At 63.0% G+C, this 19,132-nt stretch carries 19 protein-coding genes; 7 read left to right on the forward strand and 12 right to left on the reverse strand.

The genetic code is table 11. The features are described 5' to 3' along the window. Positions 1-12: 12 nt before the first annotated feature. Positions 13-462, reverse strand: coding sequence for a CopD family protein (locus J7392_RS07050; protein WP_067267858.1), 450 nt, complete (start codon positions 460-462; stop codon positions 13-15). Positions 463-867: 405 nt separating this feature from the next. On the opposite strand from J7392_RS07050, the gene J7392_RS07055 reads away from it, so the two are divergent. From J7392_RS07055 to dnaQ, 4 genes are read left to right on the forward strand one after another with little or no spacing between them, the layout of a single operon-like run. After that, positions 868-1,467, forward strand: coding sequence for a nucleoside triphosphate pyrophosphatase (locus J7392_RS07055; RefSeq protein ID WP_209216906.1), 600 nt, complete (start codon positions 868-870; stop codon positions 1,465-1,467). Next, positions 1,464-2,297, forward strand: a complete 834-nt coding sequence (locus J7392_RS07060) for a shikimate dehydrogenase (RefSeq protein WP_209216907.1) — start codon at positions 1,464-1,466, stop codon at positions 2,295-2,297. The genes J7392_RS07055 and J7392_RS07060 overlap by 4 nt, the downstream gene beginning before the upstream one ends. Further along, positions 2,297-2,887 (forward strand): dephospho-CoA kinase, encoded by a 591-nt coding sequence (gene coaE, locus J7392_RS07065; protein ID WP_209216908.1) that lies wholly within the window; start codon positions 2,297-2,299, stop codon positions 2,885-2,887. Before J7392_RS07060 ends, coaE begins: the two co-directional genes overlap by 1 nt. Next, positions 2,880-3,569 (forward strand): DNA polymerase III subunit epsilon, encoded by a 690-nt coding sequence (gene dnaQ, locus J7392_RS07070; RefSeq protein ID WP_209216909.1) that lies wholly within the window; start codon positions 2,880-2,882, stop codon positions 3,567-3,569. Before coaE ends, dnaQ begins: the two co-directional genes overlap by 8 nt. Before the next feature lie 3 nt (positions 3,570-3,572). Here dnaQ and secB read toward each other — a convergent pair whose 3' ends face one another. Together secB and J7392_RS07080 are read right to left on the reverse strand one after the other, a co-directional pair. After that, on the reverse strand, positions 3,573-4,055 hold the full coding sequence (secB, locus tag J7392_RS07075; protein ID WP_209216910.1) for a protein-export chaperone SecB: 483 nt from the start codon (positions 4,053-4,055) through the stop codon (positions 3,573-3,575). 65 nt (positions 4,056-4,120) lie between these two features. Next, a complete protein-coding gene (locus J7392_RS07080) occupies positions 4,121-4,618 on the reverse strand; it encodes an FxsA family protein (protein WP_209216911.1) in 498 nt (165 codons plus the stop codon). A 104-nt stretch (positions 4,619-4,722) separates the two neighbouring features. Here J7392_RS07080 and J7392_RS07085 point away from each other — a divergent pair, with 104 nt between their 5' ends. Genes J7392_RS07085 through J7392_RS07095 form a run of 3 tightly spaced genes read left to right on the forward strand, consistent with a single transcriptional unit; the run spans position 4,723 to position 6,997 of the window. Further along, entirely contained in the window at positions 4,723-5,382 is a 660-nt protein-coding gene (locus J7392_RS07085) for a Tim44/TimA family putative adaptor protein (RefSeq protein WP_209216912.1), read from the forward strand. A gap of 41 nt (positions 5,383-5,423) precedes the next feature. Further along, positions 5,424-6,416, forward strand: a complete 993-nt coding sequence (locus J7392_RS07090; RefSeq protein ID WP_209216913.1) for an MltA domain-containing protein — start codon at positions 5,424-5,426, stop codon at positions 6,414-6,416. Beyond that, entirely contained in the window at positions 6,413-6,997 is a 585-nt protein-coding gene (locus J7392_RS07095; protein WP_209216914.1) for a Smr/MutS family protein, read from the forward strand. The genes J7392_RS07090 and J7392_RS07095 overlap by 4 nt, the downstream gene beginning before the upstream one ends. On the opposite strand, the gene J7392_RS07100 is transcribed toward J7392_RS07095, so the two are convergent. From J7392_RS07100 to tsaE, 9 genes are all read right to left on the reverse strand, one after another. Then, complete coding sequence (locus tag J7392_RS07100) at positions 6,994-8,211, reverse strand: MFS transporter (protein WP_209216915.1); 1,218 nt, start codon at positions 8,209-8,211, stop codon at positions 6,994-6,996. The two genes, J7392_RS07095 and J7392_RS07100, sit on opposite strands and share 4 nt — an antisense overlap. A gap of 38 nt (positions 8,212-8,249) precedes the next feature. Beyond that, entirely contained in the window at positions 8,250-9,551 is a 1,302-nt protein-coding gene (gene hslU, locus J7392_RS07105) for an ATP-dependent protease ATPase subunit HslU (protein WP_067267727.1), read from the reverse strand. Beyond that, positions 9,548-10,108, reverse strand: a complete 561-nt coding sequence (gene hslV, locus J7392_RS07110) for an ATP-dependent protease subunit HslV (RefSeq protein WP_067623712.1) — start codon at positions 10,106-10,108, stop codon at positions 9,548-9,550. Before hslV ends, hslU begins: the two co-directional genes overlap by 4 nt. A 198-nt stretch (positions 10,109-10,306) precedes the next feature. Further along, positions 10,307-10,627, reverse strand: a complete 321-nt coding sequence (gene trxA / locus J7392_RS07115) for a thioredoxin (protein WP_007118424.1) — start codon at positions 10,625-10,627, stop codon at positions 10,307-10,309. A gap of 36 nt (positions 10,628-10,663) precedes the next feature. Continuing rightward, on the reverse strand, positions 10,664-14,035 hold the full coding sequence (gene addA, locus J7392_RS07120; protein WP_209216916.1) for a double-strand break repair helicase AddA: 3,372 nt from the start codon (positions 14,033-14,035) through the stop codon (positions 10,664-10,666). Further along, a complete protein-coding gene (addB, locus tag J7392_RS07125; protein ID WP_209216917.1) occupies positions 14,032-16,989 on the reverse strand; it encodes a double-strand break repair protein AddB in 2,958 nt (985 codons plus the stop codon). The genes addA and addB overlap by 4 nt, the downstream gene beginning before the upstream one ends. After that, positions 16,982-17,674 (reverse strand): nucleotidyltransferase family protein, encoded by a 693-nt coding sequence (locus J7392_RS07130; protein ID WP_209216918.1) that lies wholly within the window; start codon positions 17,672-17,674, stop codon positions 16,982-16,984. Before J7392_RS07130 ends, addB begins: the two co-directional genes overlap by 8 nt. Continuing rightward, entirely contained in the window at positions 17,647-18,660 is a 1,014-nt protein-coding gene (locus J7392_RS07135) for a phosphotransferase (protein WP_209216919.1), read from the reverse strand. Before J7392_RS07135 ends, J7392_RS07130 begins: the two co-directional genes overlap by 28 nt. Continuing rightward, positions 18,657-19,130: a tRNA (adenosine(37)-N6)-threonylcarbamoyltransferase complex ATPase subunit type 1 TsaE gene (tsaE, locus tag J7392_RS07140; protein WP_209216920.1), complete on the reverse strand. Its 474-nt coding sequence runs from the start codon at positions 19,128-19,130 to the stop codon at positions 18,657-18,659. Before tsaE ends, J7392_RS07135 begins: the two co-directional genes overlap by 4 nt. Positions 19,131-19,132 lie beyond the last annotated feature (2 nt).

Raw genomic sequence — 19,132 nt, forward strand, 5'->3', positions numbered from 1 at the left:
GAGTCAATTGCCTCAGAATTTCACGACCACCGAGAAGACGATCACGATCATCAGCAGCGTCGGCACTTCGTTCAAAAGCCGGAACTGACGGCCCGTGACGGTACTGTCACCGCTTTCGACGGATTTGACCTGTTTTTTCAGCCAAACGTGGAAAACCGTCATGGCGATGACACTGGCCCCCTTGGTCCATGGCCAGATCATCGTCCAATCCACGATTCCGGGCGTCAGAACGAGCGCGAGGCCGAAAACCCATGTCGCCATCATCGCGGGCCGCATGATGAACTGAGCGAGCTTAAATTCCATCATCGCGAAAGTCTCATGCATCCGCCCGGCGGAGCCCGCCTGTTCGACATGATGCACGAAGAGCCGCGGCAGGTAGAAAAGCGCTGCCATCCAACTGATGACCGACACGATATGGAGCGCTTTGATCCATGGATAAGCGAGGCTGAGAAGATCGAACATGGGAAGGCTCCGGTGTGCGTGCTTCTTTCTTAATAAATAAGAAAAGAGAAAAGATGTAGTTGATTGTAGGGCGTCTGAATCCTGTGGATTATTGATTTATACCGCCGCTTATCAACAGGTGAACAAACTTCGCGGCCCCCTGTGGATAAACCGGCCCCGATTCGCGAATGTTGAATTTTCTCAGGATCTTGCTGGCGTATTTTCCGGGGGACAAAATGTATCAAAGCGGGGATAACCGGTGAAGTCTCGTGGTTATACGCACAAGCGGTTTATCCCTATTCATCGGGGTGGGAATCGGCGACAAAAACCGCGACTCGGGGCGAGATCTGCGGGCTTGTGCTGTCAACTTTTATCTCGCAGAACAAATCCTCAAGATTTGCGCCAGATCATCACAGGGTTATCCACATGCCGCAGAAAATCATCCTCGCCTCCGGCTCGGAGATCCGGGCGCAGCTCTTGGCGCAGGCCGCGATCCCGCATGAGGTGATCCCGGCCAAGATCGACGAAGAGTTGATAACTGCCGCGCTGCGGGCCGAAGAGGCCAAGCCGCGCGACATCGCCGATACCTTGGCCGAGATGAAAGCCCGCAAAGTGAGCGAGCGGCACCCCGGCGCACTGGTTCTGGGCTGCGATCAGGTGTTGGAACATCGCGGAGAGATGTTGCACAAGCCGCATGATCAGGACGAGGCGATTGCGCAGCTTCACCGGCTGCGCGGGGATCGGCATTCCTTGCTTTCCGCCGCCGTGCTTTATGAAGACGGTGAACCGCTCTGGCGGCACGTCGGTCAGGTGCGGCTGCGGATGCGTGAGGCCAGCGACGCCTATATAGAAGACTACGTCGCGCGAAACTGGGAGAGCATTCGCCACGCTGTGGGCTGCTACAAGCTGGAAGAGGAAGGTGTGCGGCTCTTCACCCAGATCGAGGGGGATTACTTTCACGTCCTCGGTATGCCATTTCTTGAACTGCTGAATTACCTGACGCTGCGCGGAGACCTCACGACATGAGCCTGCCAAAAATCCCCCTCGCCGGTGTGATCGGATCGCCCATCGCGCATTCCAAATCCCCGCAGTTGCATCGCCATTGGCTGGAGACCTATGGCATCGCCGGGCATTATGTGCCGCTTGATGTGGCCCCCGACGATCTGGAAGAGGTGCTGAGAACGTTGCCCAAGACGGGCTTTGTCGGGGTGAACCTGACGATCCCCCACAAAGAAGCGGTGATGGAGATTGCGGATCTCATTACCGACCGGGCGACTCTGATCGGCGCGGCCAATACGTTGATCTTTCGCGCCGATGGCAAAATTCACGCGGATAATACGGATGGCTACGGTTTCATCGAAAACCTCAAAGCCGGTGCGCCGGAGTGGGATCCGAAGGCCGGACCGGCGGCGGTCTTGGGCGCGGGGGGCGCGGCGCGGGCGGTTGTCTCGTCGCTTTTGGATGCTGGTGTGCCTGAGATCTGCCTGTCAAATCGCACCCGCGTCCGGGCGGAGCAGTTGCAGTGCGATTTCGGCGGCCGGGTCAAAGTCGTCGATTGGGTGCAGGCGGGCAATATGATCGATCACGCCAGTTTGTTGGTGAACACCACGTCGCTTGGCATGATCGGCAAAGGCGCGTTGCGGGTGCCGCTGGATGGGCTGCGCCCCGGCACCGTGGTGACGGATCTCGTTTACGCCCCGCTGCGCACCCATCTGCTTGAAACGGCTGAGAATATGGGCTGCGTCACGGTCGACGGGCTGGGCATGTTGTTGCATCAGGCGGTCCCGGCGTTCGAGCGTTGGTTCGGCCAGCGGCCCGAGGTCGACCGCGCCACGCGAACGGCGGTGCTGCGCTGATGTTTCACCTCGGGCTCACCGGCTCCATCGGCATGGGCAAATCGACCACGGCCAAGATGTTTGCCGAGGAAGGCTGCGCCGTTTGGGATGCCGACGCGGCGGTGCACCGGCTTTACGCCCCGGGCGGGGCTGCCGTGACGCCGATGCAGGCGGCTTTCTCGCAGGCTATCGAGGGCGGTGGCGTCTCTCGTGCCGCGCTGAAAGAGATCATCGCCGCCGATCCGACCGCCCTGCCCCGGATTGAGGCCATCGTGCATCCACTGGTGGCCGAGGACCGGGCGACGTTTCTGGCGCAGGCGGATAGCGACATCGCCGTTCTCGACATCCCGCTGCTGTTCGAGACCGGCGGCGAGGCAGCGATGGACGCGGTGGCCTGCGTGACGATCGCGGCAGAGATGCAGCGCGAGCGCGTACTGGCGCGCGGCACGATGACAGAGGCGCAATTCGACGCCATCCGCGCCAAGCAAATGCCCGCTGAAGAGAAGTGCGCCCGCTCGGACTATGTGATAGTGACCGACACGCTCGACCATGCCCGCGCGCAGGTGCGGGCGGTGATCCGCGACATCAGGGAAAGACTGCGCCATGCGTGAAATCGTGCTCGATACCGAAACCACCGGCTTTGACCCCGAAAGCGGCGACCGCATCGTCGAGATCGGCGCGGTCGAGCTGATGAACCACATGGCCACGGGCGAGACCTATCACCAATACATCAACCCCGAACGCTCGATGCCCGAGGAAGCCTTTCAGGTGCACGGACTGGGCGATGATTTCCTGCGCGACAAGCCCAAGTTCGCGCAGATCGGGCGGCAGTTTCTCGATTTTATTGGTGATTCAAAGCTGATCATCCACAATGCGGCCTTCGACATCAAGTTTCTGAACGCCGAACTGCGCTGGATGGGCCTGCCGCAGATCCCGTGGGAACAAGCGCTCGACACGCTTGAGATCGCGCGCAAACGCTTTCCGGGCTCGCCCGCTTCGCTTGATGCGCTCTGTCGCCGCTTTGGCATTGATAACACCTCGCGGACGCTGCACGGCGCCCTGCTCGACAGTGAGATTTTGGCTGAAGTATATCTGGAACTGATTGGGGGGCGGCAGCCGGATTTCGCGCTGTCTTCGGCGCCGGAGCGCAAGACGGGCGAGCCAGAGACGCGCTGGACCCCGAAACCGCGGCCCACGCCCCTGCCCTCGCGACTGACAGAGGCCGAAGCCGCCGCCCATGCCGAATTTGTCGGCAAACTGGGCGACGGCGCGCTGTGGAAACAGCTTGGCTGACGCTTAGGCGTCGGCTTTGGGCGGGTTCTCGGCCTGACGGCGTGCCACTTCGTTGCGGTACAGCGACAGGAAGTCGATGTTCTCAAGGTTCAGCGGCGGGAAGCCACCGTCGCGGGTCACGTCGCTGACGATGCGGCGCAGGAAGGGGAAGATCATGCGCGGGCATTCGATCAGCAGATAGGGGTGCATCTGCTCTTCCGGTACGTTTTCGACTTGGAAGATACCGACATAGTCGATTTCCAGCACGAAAAGCGTCGCGTCGCCGTCTTTCGCTTTGGAAGTAATGTTCAGCTTGATCGCGGTTTCATACTGGTTCTCGCCGGAACGCTTTTTCGCGTCGAGGTTGACCTGAACCTGCACGTCGGGCTGCACATCCGCCGGGGCACCCTTTTGCGCCATGATGTTCTCTAACGACATGTCGCGGATGAACTGGCCCAGCACGCGCATCTGCGGTTGCTTGGGTTGTGCGGTTTCGTTTTCTGCCATTTTCTGTGTCCTGTTGTGGTGAATTTCTTAAATCTACCCGGACTTAACAGGTCGGCACGGGCCGCTCAATCCTTAGTCCAGCCCGAGGGGCCCTTGGTCTGGCGCGGCTGTTCGGGAATTTCGTGAAAATCCCCGTCGATCACATCACCGCGCGGATCGCCGCGGCGTTGCGGCCCGGGCCGCGGCCCCATGCCCCCGGGGGTGCCAAAGCTTTGGACCTTCACCCGGTCGCGGATCGCGCGATAGGCGGCGGCGCGAAAGCGCGGCACCAGAAAGGCAAAGCCGACGGCATCGGTAAAGAACCCCGGCGTCAGCAGCAGCGCGCCGGAAAACAGGATCATCGCGCCATGCACCAAAGGCTCGGTCGGGTCGCGCAAGTCATTGAAGGAACTGCGCAATTGGCCAAGCGCAAGCGCGCCCTGAGACCGCACCAACCATGTGCCCAAAAGGGCGGTCAAAACCACCACGGCCAGCGTCCAGCCAAGGCCGATGGCGCCACCGACTTGGATGAAAAGCGTGATCTCGATCAGAGGCACGGCGATAAATGCGATCAATAGCCACATGTGGCGGGGTCCTTTCGCTGGGGGCAGAGTGGACTTGCCCCGGTCGAACACCTACATAAGAGCTTAACTCGCATGTTTCCATGCCACCCCTGAATGAGGTTTCGATGAATTCTCCCCTGATACAGCTTCTGGTGCTTGCCGGTATCGCCGTATTCCTGATCCTGCGGCTGAAAAACGTGCTTGGCACGCGTGAGGGTTTTGAAAAGCCCCCGGTGACCGATCAAACGCCAACCGCCCGCAGCGGCCCCGCGTTTGAAGTGATCGAAGGTGGCCCGGATCTCGATATCACCGACCACGTTCCCGAAGACAGCCCTTCGGGCAAGGCCTTGGCCGAGATGAAGCGGGTCGAGCCGTCCTTTGGCGTTAGCGATTTCCTGCAAGGCGCGCGCGGCGCTTATGAGATGATCGTCATGGGCTATGAGCGGGGCGATCTGGCGGAAATTCAGCCGTTTTTGGCCGATGACGTTTATGAAAGCTTTGTTGACGGCGTCGCCGCGCGGGAGGACCAAGGTCTGACGATTGAGGCGACTTTCATCGGCGTGCGCGAGATGGAACTGATCGACGCCAAGATGGACGAGACCACGAAAGAAGCCGAACTCACCATCCGCTTCGTCGGCGAGCTGACCTCGGAGGTTCGCAACCGCGAGGGCGAGATTGTCGAGGGCAGCAGCACCGAAATCAAACGCCAAAAAGATACATGGGTCTTCGCCCGTGTCATGGGCTCGGACGATCCGAATTGGCTGTTGGTTTCTACAGACGGGTAGCGCGTGCGCTTGGCGCTCTTGCGCTGTTGGGCGGTGTGTCGATGAACACGCCGTCCGCAGCAGAGGTGCATTATACCGTCATGGACTTCGACCAGCTCGACGGCTGGGCCGAAGATGACCACGCCGCAGCCTTCGAGGTTTTCACCAGCACCTGCGGCGACATGAAAGATGTCGATTGGCGCGCGCTCTGCAAGCTGGCAAAGGATGGCCCCGACGCGCGGCAGTTTTTCGAATTGTTCTTTCGCCCCGTTCTGATGGAAGATGGCAAAGACGCGCTTTTCACCGGGTATTTCGAGCCTGAATTGGACGGCGATCTCTACCCCTCTGCCCGGTTTCAATATCCCATCTACGCCATGCCCCCCGAGGCCGAGCAGATCCGCCCCTGGCTCACCAGACGCGAGATCCTGGATGGCGACGTGATGCGCGACCGCGGGCTTGAGATCGCTTGGGTCGATGACCCGGTTGAGCTGTTCTTTCTGCAAATTCAGGGCTCTGGCCGCATTCGCCTGCCCGATGGCAGCTATCTACGGGTGGGCTACCGCGGCGCGAATGGCCATGACTACCGCTCGGTCGGGGTCGAATTGGTGCGGCGCGGGGTCTATGAGGCGCATCAGGTCAGCGCCGATGTCATCAAGAATTGGGTGCGCCGCAACCCCGAAGATGGCCGCGAATTGCTCTACCATAACCCGTCTTACGTCTTCTTCCGCGAAGTCAGTCGCGTGCCCGCCGATAAGGGGCCGCTGGGGGCGATGAACCGGTCCATCACTGCCATGCGCAGCATCGCGGTTGACCCGTCGCATGTGCCGCTCGGCGCGCCGGTCTGGATCGAGAAGGACGGGAAGGAGCCTCTGCGCCGTCTGATGGTCGCGCAGGATACAGGCTCGGCCATCAAGGGCGCGCAGCGTGCGGATGTATTCTTTGGCACCGGTGACAAAGCGGGCCGCGCGGCGGGCCGTCTGCGTGATCCGGGGCGGATGATGGTCTTGATGCCCATCCAACGCGCCTATGCTTTCCTGCCGGAGAGCGCGATATGAAACGGCGCCGCTTGAACGAAGACGATCTCGAACTTTGGCGCCGGGTGACCGAGCGGACCGAGAAGCTGGAGCTGAACAAGCTGTTTACGCCTGAGATCGACGCCCCCGCCCCTGCCCCGCCGCAGGTTCGGCGCGCCAAGATCGCCCTGCAGGGCAACAAGCCGCAGCCCAACATGAAAAAGCGCAGCAATGACCTGCGCCCGACGTTGGCCGAGCAGATGAAAGCCGCACCAGTTCAGATGGACCACAAGGCTTACGGCAAGCTCAAACGCGGCAAGCTGCGCCCCGAAGGCCGGATCGACCTGCATGGCATGACCCTTGACCGGGCGCATCCGGCGCTCAATGGTTTCATCATGGATGCTCATGCCCGGGGCAAACGGCTGGTGCTGGTGATCACCGGTAAGGGCAAGCGGCGCGATGACGGTGGCCCGATCCCCGTGCGTGATGGCGTGCTGCGCCATCAGGTGCCCCAGTGGCTGTCGATGCCACCGCTCAGCAGTCTCGTGCTACAGGTCGCACAGGCCCATGTCAGCCACGGCGGCGGCGGGGCCTATTACGTCTACCTGCGGCGCAACCGTTAGCCGCGCAGCAGCGGTTTGTAGCGCGAAATCGCCCATTCGGCCAAGCCTGCGGCAATCAGATAATAAAGCGCGATGGGCAGCATCTGCTGCGGGAAATCGACGCCGAGGTCGATGAACAGCCCCGTCACCCCCGGCCCGATGGCCGAACCAAAGACCATCAGCGCCGCCGCCACCGCCTTGATAGACCCGACATGGCGGGTGCCGAAATACTCCGCCCAGAAGGCCGCCGGCGCGGTGGATTGCATCCCCTGCCCCATGCCGAAAATCAGCAAGCCGATCCCGGCCACCCAGAGCGTGTCGGCATAGGCCAGCACTGCGAATGACAAGGCAAAGGGCAGCATCATCACCGGCACAACGCGGCTGACGCCGAAACGGTCGATCGCCCAGCCCGAGAGGAAGGTCGAGGCCACTGCCGAGATCGTATAGACCGGCATCAAAGCCACGAATTCGACCAAGGCCCATCCCTTGACTTGGGTCAGATGCACCTGCTGAAAGAACAGGGCCGTGCCCCATGCGGCGGGGCCGATGGCCAGCGGGATAATCATCCAGAAGAGACCCGAGCGGAACATCTCGGCCCGGGTCCAATGCCGCCCTTTCATACCCGCGCGCTGCGCCTGATCGGCCATGCTTTGCGGGGTGCGCTCTTGCCGCAGCAGCATCAGGATCACCGGGATTGTCAGCAGCACCAGCACGGCGGCCAGCACCCAAAGGCTGCGCCAGTGGAAGCTGGCGAAAAGCGCCACGAAAATCACCGGCAGAAATGCCTGACCGGCAGCGAAACCCATCGAAGAGAGCGAAAGCGCTTTGCCGCGTGAGGCTTCGAACCAGCGCACCATGGCGACCTGCCCAAGCTGAGACATCATCCCCTGCCCGGTCAGCCGCAAGGCGTAGATGACAAAGATCAGCGCGATCCAATTCGGCACCGCCGCCATCGCCAAACAGGCCCCCGCCAGCGCCAACATCACGCCAAAGGCCAGCACTCGCACGCGAAAACGGTCTGTCAGCACCCCGGCCCAGACCATGGTGATGGCCGACAACGTCGTGCCGATGGTATAGATGCCGCCCCATTGGCCGTCACTCAGGCCAAAGTCGCCCTTCACCGCCCCCGCAAAGAGCGAAATGAAATAGGTTTGCCCGTAGGACGAGGTGAAGGTCAGCAGGAAACCGGCGAGTAGAAACAGCCAGTTGCGCCGCAGAAACGAGAGGTATTCCATGCCCCTTTCATCGCCGGGGCATGGAGGAAAGGAAAGCCCTAAAGAACGTAGCGGCTGAGATCGGTGGAGCGGGTCAATTCGCCAAGGTTCTTTTCAACGAAATCGGCATCGACGGTGATCTCTTGCCCCGAGCGGTCGGGCGCGTCGAAGGAGACTTCTTCGAAGACCCGTTCCATCACCGTATAAAGCCGCCGCGCGCCGATGTTCTCGACCGAGGTGTTAACCTCTGCCGCGATCTTGGCCAGTGCCGCGATGCCCTCTTCGGTGAAGGTCACGGTCAGTTCCTCGGTCCCCATCAGGGCGGTGTACTGCCGGGTCAGCGCATTGTCGGTCTCGGTCAGGATACGGACGAAATCATCTTCGGTCAGCGCCCGCAGTTCGACGCGGATCGGCAGACGGCCCTGCAATTCGGGCAAAAGGTCCGAAGGCTTGGCGATATGGAACGCGCCCGAGGCGATGAAGAGGATATGGTCGGTCTTCACCGGGCCATATTTCGTCGAGACCACAGTGCCTTCGATCAGCGGCAGCAGGTCGCGCTGCACCCCTTCGCGGGAAACGTCTCCACCGCGCGCATCGGAACGGGCGCAGACCTTGTCGATCTCATCTAGGAAAACGATGCCGTTCTGCTCGACCGCTTCAATGGCGGCGCGGTTCACGGCTTCGTCGTCGAGCAGCTTGTCGGCCTCTTCGCCCACCAGCACGTCATAGCTATCGGCCACGGCCATGCGTTTCTTGGTGGTGCGGCCGCCCATGGCTTTGCCGAAAATATCGCCGAGATTCATCATCCCCATGCCTTGCTGGCCGGGAATGTCCATCATTGGGAAGGGGCTGGAGGTATCGGCGACCTCAAGCTCGATCATCGTGTCGTCAAGCTCACCTGCGCGTAGTTTCTTGCGGAACATCTCGCGCGTGCCGTCGCGGGCATCGGTGCCGGCGATGGCGTCGATGACACGGTCCTCGGCGGCCTGTTCGGCCTTGGCTTTAACGTCTTCGCGCATGAACTCGCGGGTCATGGCGATGGAGCTGTCCACCAGATCGCGGATGATCTGTTCTACGTCGCGGCCGACATAGCCGACTTCGGTGAACTTTGTCGCTTCGATTTTGATAAAGGGCGCGCGGGCGAGCTTCGCCAAGCGGCGGCTGATCTCAGTCTTGCCGACACCGGTGGGGCCGATCATCAGGATGTTCTTCGGGTAGACTTCGTCGCGCAGGTCATCGCTCAATTGCTTGCGGCGCCAGCGGTTGCGCAGGGCCACGGCCACGGCGCGTTTGGCGTCGTTCTGGCCGATGATATAGCGGTCCAGTTCGGATACGATCTCGCGGGGGGTCAGGTCGGTCATGCGGTGATTTTCTCCACGGTGAGTTTGCCGTTGGTGTAGACGCAGATGTCGGCGGCGATCGCCATGGCGTCACGGGCGATGGTTTCGGCGTCCCGGTCGCTGTCCATCATGCCGCGCGCGGCGGCGAGGGCATAGTTCCCGCCCGATCCGATGGCGGCGACCTCATGCTCCGGCTCCAGCACATCGCCCGCGCCGGTGATGACCAGCAGGTCTTTGCCGTCGGTCACGATCAGCATCGCTTCGAGTTTTTGCAGGTATTTATCTGTGCGCCAGTCCTTGGCCAATTCGACACTGGCACGGGCCAATTGACCCGGTGTCGCTTCCAATTTGGCCTCAAGTCGTTCCAGTAGGGTGAAGGCATCCGCGGTGGAGCCCGCAAACCCCGCCACCACGTCATAGCCGCCGGGGCTGAGCTTGCGCACCTTGCGCGCGGTGCCTTTGATCACGGTTTGGCCAAGGCTGACCTGTCCGTCACCGGCAATCACCACTTCGCCGCCTTTTTTGACGCCAATGATCGTGGTCCCGTGCCAACCGGGGAAATCGTCGTTCTGTGCCATGGGGCCTCCTGTCGCTTGGCGCTCTATATGGCCCCCGTGGCAGGGCAGGACAAGGGCAGCGCCGGTTGCGGGTGGGGCAGGGCTGCCGCTCGTGATGCGGGGGCAGGCTTGCGGTGAAGTGGCCAGCGGCTTTGCCCCAATGAAAAGGGCGCCCCGAAGGACGCCCGTTTTCGTAACTCAATGCCTAAGGCGTTGGCCTTAAATGGATTCTTCGATCCAGCTTTGCAGGGCCGCCTTCGGGCGCGCACCGGCGAGGTTGGACACGACCTGCCCGTCCTTGAAGATGAACAGCGCCGGGATACCGCGCACGCCGACTTGGGCGGGCGAGTTCGGGTTCTCGTCGACGTTGACTTTGACGATCTTCACGCGACCGTTCATCTCATCCGACAGCTCTTCCAGCGAAGGGCCAATCTGCTTGCACGGGCCGCACCATTCGGCCCAGAAATCGACCAGAACCGGAATGTCCGAATTTTTGACTTCGGCGTCGAAAGTGTCGTCGGTGACTGCGACGGTTGCCATGATGCTCTCCTGACAGGAATGGGTTGAGGCCTGAACCTATGAATGCGCGGCAGTGGCGTCAAGATATGGCAGGGCGCGCAGGGCATTTGTCACGATATCGTTGGGTAACACCATAAGCGCGGGGGTGGCAGTCCATAGAATAGCCGTCTCGATCCGCCGTTCCGGGTAGATCTGGCGCAGCATATGAGCATAGGCCCCCATCTGGCGCAGCAGCCCGTCGGGGGAGGCGTCAGCCGAGCCGGGGACCACGCGGTTGGTCTTGAAATCGACAGCAAGGATGCGATCCTCGGCGATCACCAAACGGTCGATCGTGCCATGCAGGCGCTGGTCTCCAAGGCTACCGGTCACGGGCACTTCGGCGAGGGTTGTCTCGGCAAACAGCGGGGCGAGGGCAGGGGTGTTCAGCACTGCTTCCGCCTCATCTTCCGCGCGGGCGATCATCTCGGCGGGGTGTGTGCGGGCCAACCGCTCAAGAAAGATCTCCCGGGCATCCGCGCCCATCAGCGGCAGATGTTCCAGCAGCTCATGGACCAGCGTGCCATAGCTCAGCGCAGTGTCCATATCGAGCCCGGCTTCACCGGCAAGCGCCTTGGCCCCGCCGAGATCCGAGGGCGACAGGGTCTTATCCTCTCCCTTGGGGGAGGGGGCGGAGCGGGTGAAAACAGGGTCTAACCTGTGCGTTGTGACGGTTTTCTCAGGCGTCTCTATGATGTCGAGCGCATCCCAATCGCCCTGTTGATAGCGCAGCGTGCCATCGTCGCCCAAAGGCTCGGCGCGGAGCCGGGCCAGAGCGGACGCGGTGATTTGATACCAAGAGGATTCATCTTTCGACAATTCTCCCGCCGCGGCCACGATCAGCCATTTCTCGGCCCGTGTCATGGCGACATAGAACAGCCGAAGCCGTTCTTGTAGCGCGGCCTTTTTCATCTCGTCCAGCCGCGCGCGCATGGGCTGGGGCATGTCATCCGCCGGGGCTTTCCAAACGGGGGTGCCGTCAACGGTGATGATCTCATCCTTGATCGTCACATCGCGCCGCCCGGTGTCGGGCAGGATCACGATCGGCGCTTCCAGACCCTTGGCGCCATGCACCGTCATCACCCGGATCTGGTTCGACGCGCTGTCGATCTGACGTTTGATTTCCAGATCATCGGTCTGCATCCATTGCAGGAACCCGGTCAGGCTGGGCACCGTGCCGCGCTCGTAAGACAGCGCTTGGCTCAGCATCGCGTTGATCCCATCCTCGGCCTCTGGCCCCAGCCGCGCGAGCAGTTTGCGGCGCCCATCGTGGCGGGTGAGAATGCGTTCGATCAGATCGTAGGGGCGCAGGTAATCGACCTGCCCGCGCAGGTCGCGCAGCACGGCGAGGGTGGCAGCGTGGGCCTCGGTCTGGTTGCGCAGGGCTTGCCAGAGGTGATCCTCTTTGCGGTAATGGGCGAGGGAGAAAAGCTCTTGTTCCGACCAGCCGAAAAGCGGCGATTTCAGCGCGGTAGCAAGCGATAGGTCGTCGTCCGGCGTCGCAAGGAACGACAGGATCGCCGCCAGATCGCGCACCGCCAGTTCGGCCCCGACCTTGAGCCTGTCGGCCCCGGCGATGGGCAGTTCCGCCGCCTTGCAGGCGCGGATGATCTCGGAAAACAGGGCCGAGCGGCGCTGCACGAGGATCAGAAAATCCCCCGGTTGGATGCGCCGCCGTGCCAAGCCGCCCTTGCTGTCGTCGGGGAGGTAATGCTCCTCGGTCGTCAGCTCCTTGATGCGCCGCGCGATGCGTTCGGCCAGTTGCACCGTGTGATGCCGCGCGCTGCGCCGGTCGACGGGGTCGGTCCAATCGCCTTCCTCGTCAGGGCCCGCCTTTTCGATGAAGGGCCAAAGATCGACGCGGCCGGGCAGGCGATCTTTGAAGGCCATATGGCCGTCATTGGCGAAACCGATCTGGATCGCGGGGTCGAAAACCCCATCGACCGCTTGCAAAATCGCCGAAGAGGAGCGGAAGGAATAGGCAAGACTGCGGCGCTGGAAGAACTGCCCGGCCTCACCGATCTTTTGTTCGAATGTCGTGCCTTTGCGGTCCAGCTCTTCAGGGTCCGCGCCTTGAAAAGAGTAGATCGACTGCTTCTTGTCGCCCACGACGAAGAGCGTGCGATCCACCTCATTCCGCGCCCCGGCGCCGGAGTAAAATTCATCTGTCAGCCGTTCGATCACGTCCCATTGCCGGGGCGAGGTGTCCTGCGCCTCGTCGACAAGGATATGGTCGATGCCGCCGTCGATGCGGAACAGCACCCAAGCGGCCACGGCCTTGTCGGTCAGCAAGGCGCGGGCTTTGAGGATCAGATCGTCAAAGTCGAGCCAGCCGCGCTTTTGCTTCTCGTCTGCGTAGCGTTCCAGAAAACGGGCCGCGAAACGGTGGAGCACATAGGATTTGCGCGCCGCCTTCAGCGCCAGCCGCGCTTCGCGGGCATCTTCGACGCGCTGCATCAATTGCTCAAGCTTCGGCATCTGTTCGGCAATGACCTTTTGCGTCGGCTTGGTCGGGAAACTGCCGATCTTGGCGGTAAAGGGCGCCTTGGCGCCGCTGCCGGTCAGGAGGATGTTTTCAAGCTGGGGCAGGGCGGACAGATCATAGCGGTCAATCTCTTGCAGCGCCGCGCCCGCCTTGCCGTCATTGCCGCCTTTCGCCAGCAGATGGGGGATGATCTCGGCCATCATCGCCGCTTCGCTGCCGAGGAAGACCGAGGCCGCGATCTTGTCTTCGGTGAGGTCTTCGGGCTGGGCGAAAAGCGCTAGGATCTCGGGCCAAGAGCGGGGGGTGCTGAAGGCATCGCGTTGGCCCACGATGCTGCGGGTGAGGCTGGCGAAATCTTCGCCCGTGTAGTGCCGCGCGATCTCGGCGACCAGCGGGGCGTCTTCGCCTTCGGCCATCTCATCGACAATCTCGGCCCGCAGCAGATCGGCGGCGCGGTCTTCGATCTCGGTGAATTGCGGGCTGACCTGTGCCTCTAGCGGGAAGCGGCGCAGAAGGGCCGCGCAGAAAGAGTGGATGGTCTGAATTTTCAGCCCGCCGGGCGTCTCGATCGCGCGGGCAAAAAGGGTGCGGGCATTGCGCAGTTGCTCGGGCGTCAATTCGCCCTGAACGCCAAGATCGGCCAAGGCGCTGCGCAGTGCCGCGTCTTTCAGCATCGCCCATTCGCCCAAGCGTTTGAACAGGCGGTTCTGCATCTCCGAGGCAGCGGCTTTGGTATAGGTCAGGCAAAGGATGTGCTGCGGCTCCACGTCGTCGAGCAGCAGCCGCGCCACGCGGTCGGTCAGCACGCGGGTCTTGCCAGAGCCCGCATTCGCGGTCAGCCAAGTGGAGGCATCGGGCCGCGCCGCTTCGATCTGGGCGCGGGTGGCATCGTTGAAATCACGCATCATTCCAGATCCTCCGGGCGGGCAGAGCTGGTGCCATCCCACTCCCCGAACCGCGCCAGTTGGTCAAAGTTTCCGGCAAAGGCATCGCTTTGTACCATCCGCCGCGCGGTAAAGCCCTGCCCCTCATCGAGGTAGCGCGAGAGCAGCGCGTGCAGACCGGCCAGCACCTCTTGCGGGTTTTCCTCCTCCAGCGGGGCGGGGACCTCGACGGGTTTCGACCCTAGACCGATAAAGGCGGCATGGGCCACATGGGCCACGCCCACCTCGGGAAAACCGCCCCGTTCGACCATCGCCGCTTCAATCAAGAGTTGTTTGTCAAACAGCCGCTGCTCCTTTTTGCCGGGCGGCGTGCCGGTTTTGTAGTCGTAGATCAGCACATCGCCGTTATCGGTCTGGTCGATCCGGTCGGCAAAGCCGCTGAGGGTAAAGCCGAGGTCGGCAAAGGTGTAGCTGCCCCGCGCGCCCTGTTCAAAAGCGACGGGGCTGGAGAACTCGGCGCGTTGGCTTTCGCGGGCGATGAACCAATCCGCGATCCGGTCGATACGGGCCAGCCACATGGCGCGGGCGGCGGGCCAGGGGGCTTCTTCCTCCAGCACCTCGGCGGCCACTTGCATCAGCGTGTCGCGGGTCAGGCGCGCAGGATCGCGGGCCACGAGTTTGACGAAATCTTCCATGATGCGGTGCAGGACGATGCCGCGCACCGGCGCGTCGGGCGATTGCACCAGCGGGTTGATCGGGCGCAGTTTCAGGCTGTGTTTGGCATAGATCGCGTAAGGATCGCGGATCAGCGTCTTGATCTCGGTCACCGACAGCTTGCGGGGGCGCGCCGCGCGCGGTGGGCGGGGCGAGGGGCGCGTGGCCGGGGCGGTGCGCTCCACCGCTTCCAAGGCGCGCACCTGATCCAGCCAGCGGTTGCCGCGCTGCTGCATGGCCTTCCACGCCTCCGGCCCGCCGGTGTCGCTCAAGCCGCCCAGCAGGTTGCCCAAGCGGTTCAGCCAGCGTGATGGCACCATCTCGGCCTCGTCCGAGCGGATCGCGCGGGTGATCCAAACCTCGGGGCTGGCGATGGCCTGTTGATAGTCATGTGCCGACAGGCCGATGCGCCGTTCGGGCAGCAGCAGCCCGGCCTTCTCGCGCATTTGACGGTTGAGCCATGGATCGGGCGGCGGCGCTTCGGGCCATGTGCCTTCGTTCAAACCGCCAAGGATGACCAACTCGGCCCCCTGCACCCGCGCCTCCATCGTGCCCCAGATCATAATGTCGGGATGGGGGGTATCGGCCTCGCGCACCTCTTCTTGGGCCAAGAGCGCGCCCAAGAGATCAGAATAATCGGCGGCGTTCATCGCCCCGCCGTGGGCTGCATGTTCCGTGAGGTTCGCCATCACCGCCTCGGCCGCGATGCCCGCGCCTTGCTGCCAAAGCAGGTGGTCGGGATCGGCGGATTGCCCGGCGGCGATCCTTTCGGCCAGCGCCAGATGCGCGGCGACGCATTCGGGCAGGGGCCGCTCTCCGGGGGTGTCATGGCCGGGGAAAACCTCGCCCAGCCAAGCGACCCAATCGCGGAACCCGCTGGGGTCTTCCATCCGTTTCGCGGCGCGCTCTGCAATCTCGGCCAAGCCTTCGGCGTCGGGGTAGGGCAGCCCGTGGCGGCGGATCTCAGCCTCCAAGCGCTGGGTATAGAGCTGGTGGAAATTCCGCCCCGCGCCGCTGTGTGTTAGCGGGTGTTTCAGCAAGGTCAGCAGCGCTTCGGCATCCAGTTTCCGGACAAACAGCGCCGCCACATGGCGCAAGAACCGCCCCGGCGGGGAGAGTTGCAGCGGCATCCCGGCGCTGTCGTCGGGCAGAATGCCCCACCGGTCGAGCGCTGCGGTGACCTGCCGGGTGAGCATCCGGTCGGGGGTGATCAAGGCGGCTTTCACGCCATCCTCGGCAGCTTGGCGCAGGCGCAGCGCGATGGCCAACGCCTCAACCCGCGGGGTGGGCGCTTCGATCAGGGTAATGTCAGCGGTGGCATCTTGCAGGTCTTCCAGCTTCGGCCCTTCGTTCAGCCAAGCATGGGTGACGGGCGCAGGTCTAAGCGAGAGCGACACCAGCTTGTTGCGGGCGGTCGATACCGGGGGCATCTCGCACCACGGCGCGACCGCGCCACGCGCCACGCCGAGCATATTCATCAGCTTGCGGAAGCGGTATTGCGGGTGATCCTCGGCCAGAAGCGCTTGGTCCAACTCGTTCCAAACGGCGGTTGGCATCTCGAAATCGAATCCCGGCAGGATGATCGCGCCTTGCGGCAGGCGGGCCACGGCCTCCATCAACAGCGCGGTTGTCCCGCGCGACCCGGTGGACCCGGCAAGGATCACCGGGTGCTGCGGTGGCGCGTCTTGCCAGCGGGCGATGATCCGGGCGACCAGCTGCCGTCGCCGTGCCTCGGCATCCGGGTGGGTGGTGGTTTGGCCCAGATAGTCATGCGCGATGGCGAGGAACCGCTGCGCCCGCTCCCAATGGGCCGAGAGGTTGCCAACGTCCAGCCCGGCCACCGTCTCGGGCGAGACGCCTTCGCCCTGCATTTCGTCGATCAGCCCCGCCAGACTGTCCGACAGCGCATAAAGCGAGGCGCGCGGCGCCAGATCGGGTGCGGCATCCAGCAGGCGGGACACCAGTTGAATGAGTTCCAGCCGCCGTTGCAGCGGCGGTGTCGGGGCGGGCAGCGCGATGCCGGGGGCCAATGCATCAAGGTCGGTGATCAGCCGAATGCGCGGTAGAAATCCTGCCGGGCCCGCGTCGAAATCATGGCGCAGCCGACGCGCCATGCGGTTGGTGTTCACCAGCAACTCGACACGGGCCATCGCCTCGGGCGGGCCATTCTCCAACCGGTCGCACAGCCCGCGCACCAATCCGCGCGGGAAATCTACGCCGGGAGCAAGGCCAAAGACCCGGGGGCTGTCCTGCGGCTCAAACATTGGCACCTGCCAAAAGGCTTTCGGCAAGGGGGATGCCGCCCGGGTGCCCCACATCGCACCAGCGCCCGCTATAGGGCAGGCCAAACAGCGTCCCGCGTGCCAGCATCATGTCCCACAACAGGTTGAGCGAGAATGCCTTGGCTTCGATATCGGCCAACAGGTCGGTCTTGATGATCTGCACCCCGCCATAGACCTCGCCCGGCCCCCGTTGCAGGCGGCCATCCGCGGCGCGGGTAAAGTCGCCCGTGCCGCCATGGCCAAGGGTGTTTCCCAACGGCACGGTCATCAAAAGCGCGTCCATCCGCGCCGGATCCCATGCGTCGCGGAGCATTTCGAGCGGGTTCGCCCCGGCCCAAATTGCGTCACTGTTCATGGTGAAAACGGGCCCCGCGCCCAACAGCGGCAACGCGTTGCGCAGCCCGCCGCCGGTGTCGAGGATCTGGGGCGTTTCGATCACCGTTTGCACATCCTGCGCTTTCAGATGTGCCTCCAGCTGGTCGGGGAGGTAATGCAGGTTTGCCACGATCCGCGCAGGGGATAACCCGCGGGCAAGGTCGAGCGCATGGTCAATCAACGGGCGGCCCGCGACTGGCACCATGGGCTTCGGTTGGTTCTGGGTGAGATGTTTCATACGCGTGCCGAACCCGGCCGCGAACATCATGATGGCGTCGGGATTGTCGCGCATTGGCTTTTCAGTTGCTCCAGAAATTCGGGGGTCGGCGGGGGCAGCACGCTTGCGATTGCCTCTGCCACATCGGCAAGCGCGGGATGGCGCAGGTTATGTTGCAGATGCTGCCAGACGCGGGGGATCAGATCGACGTAATGCGGTTTGCCGTCGCGCAGACAGAGGCGCGCAAAGATCCCCAAGATGCGCAGATTGCGCTGGGCGCCAAGCAGTGCATAGGCGCGGCGGAAGGGGGTTTCCGCCTGTCCGGTTTGGGCAAGGTAATCATCAATGATCTGCGCCTCCACCGCCCGGGGCACATCGCGGCGGGCGTCTTGCAGGATCGAGACGAGATCATAGGCCGGGTGGCCCAGCAGCGCGTCTTGAAAATCCAGCAAACCGACCCGCGCCGCCCCTTCGCGCTCTGGCAGCCAAAGCAGGTTCTCGGCGTGATAATCGCGCAGTATCACGACCTTTAGGCTGTCATCTAACGCTGCGGCGAGGGGGCGGAAAACTTGCGCGAAAGCGGCGTTTGCGCTCTGCCCGCCTGTGGGCGCGTAAAAGTCGAAGGCGGGGGAGGCCATATCAGCCAGCCAATCGGCATCGCAAATCGGAAGATCCGGCAGGGGGGCGGCGTGCAGTTTGACCAATACGTCAGCAGCCGCGCGGTAGAGGGGGAGTTCCCGAGCCGGATCCGCCGCCATGAGCCGCGCAAAGAGGTCATCGCCAAGGTCTTCGATCAGCAGCAGACCATTGTCATTGTCCGCATGGTAAATCTCGGGCGCGCTGAGGCCACAGCCCGCCAGATGCGCGGCGACATGACGGAAGGGTCGCACGTCTTCACCGCGTTCCGGTGGGGCGTCCATCAGGATGGCGCGATCTCCCTCGGCTTTGCGCAGCCGGTCATAGCGCCGGTTAGAGGCATCGCCTGCCAGCAGCTTGCGGGAGGCTTCGGCCCAGCCCGCGGTTTGCAAAAAACCTTTGATCAATGCGGCGCGTTCGGTCATTTGCGCCACGCCGCCAGCTTCTCGGCCCAATCGCCGCCGGACCATTCTGCGGTCAGCCTGCGGCTGTCTTCTTCGGTGCCGGGGCTAAGGCTGATCTCTAGGGCATCGGCTGGGGCGAGCGGGCCCAGCCGATCCGGCCATTCCACCAAACAGATCGCATCGTGAAAGGCGTCGATCAGCCCGAGCTCTTCAATCTCATGGGTGGAAGTCAGCCGGTAGAGATCGGCGTGCCAGATCGCGCTGCTTGCCGTGTCATAGGTCTGCACCAAGGTGAAGGTGGGCGAGGGGATATCCTCGGGGTGGTCGAGCAATTCGGTGATCAGCGCGCGGGCGAAATGGGTCTTGCCCGCGCCGACATCGCCGCTAAGCAGGATGACATCGCCGGGAGACAGGCGCCGGGCCAGTTGCCGGGCGCGCCCAGCGGTGTCATCGGGGCCGCTGAGCAGGAAGGAAAGGGTATCGTCGGACATGC

It is taken from the genome of Sulfitobacter sp. R18_1 (genome assembly GCF_017743915.1).
In the GTDB taxonomy this organism is placed as follows: Bacteria; Pseudomonadota; Alphaproteobacteria; order Rhodobacterales; family Rhodobacteraceae; genus Sulfitobacter; species Sulfitobacter faviae.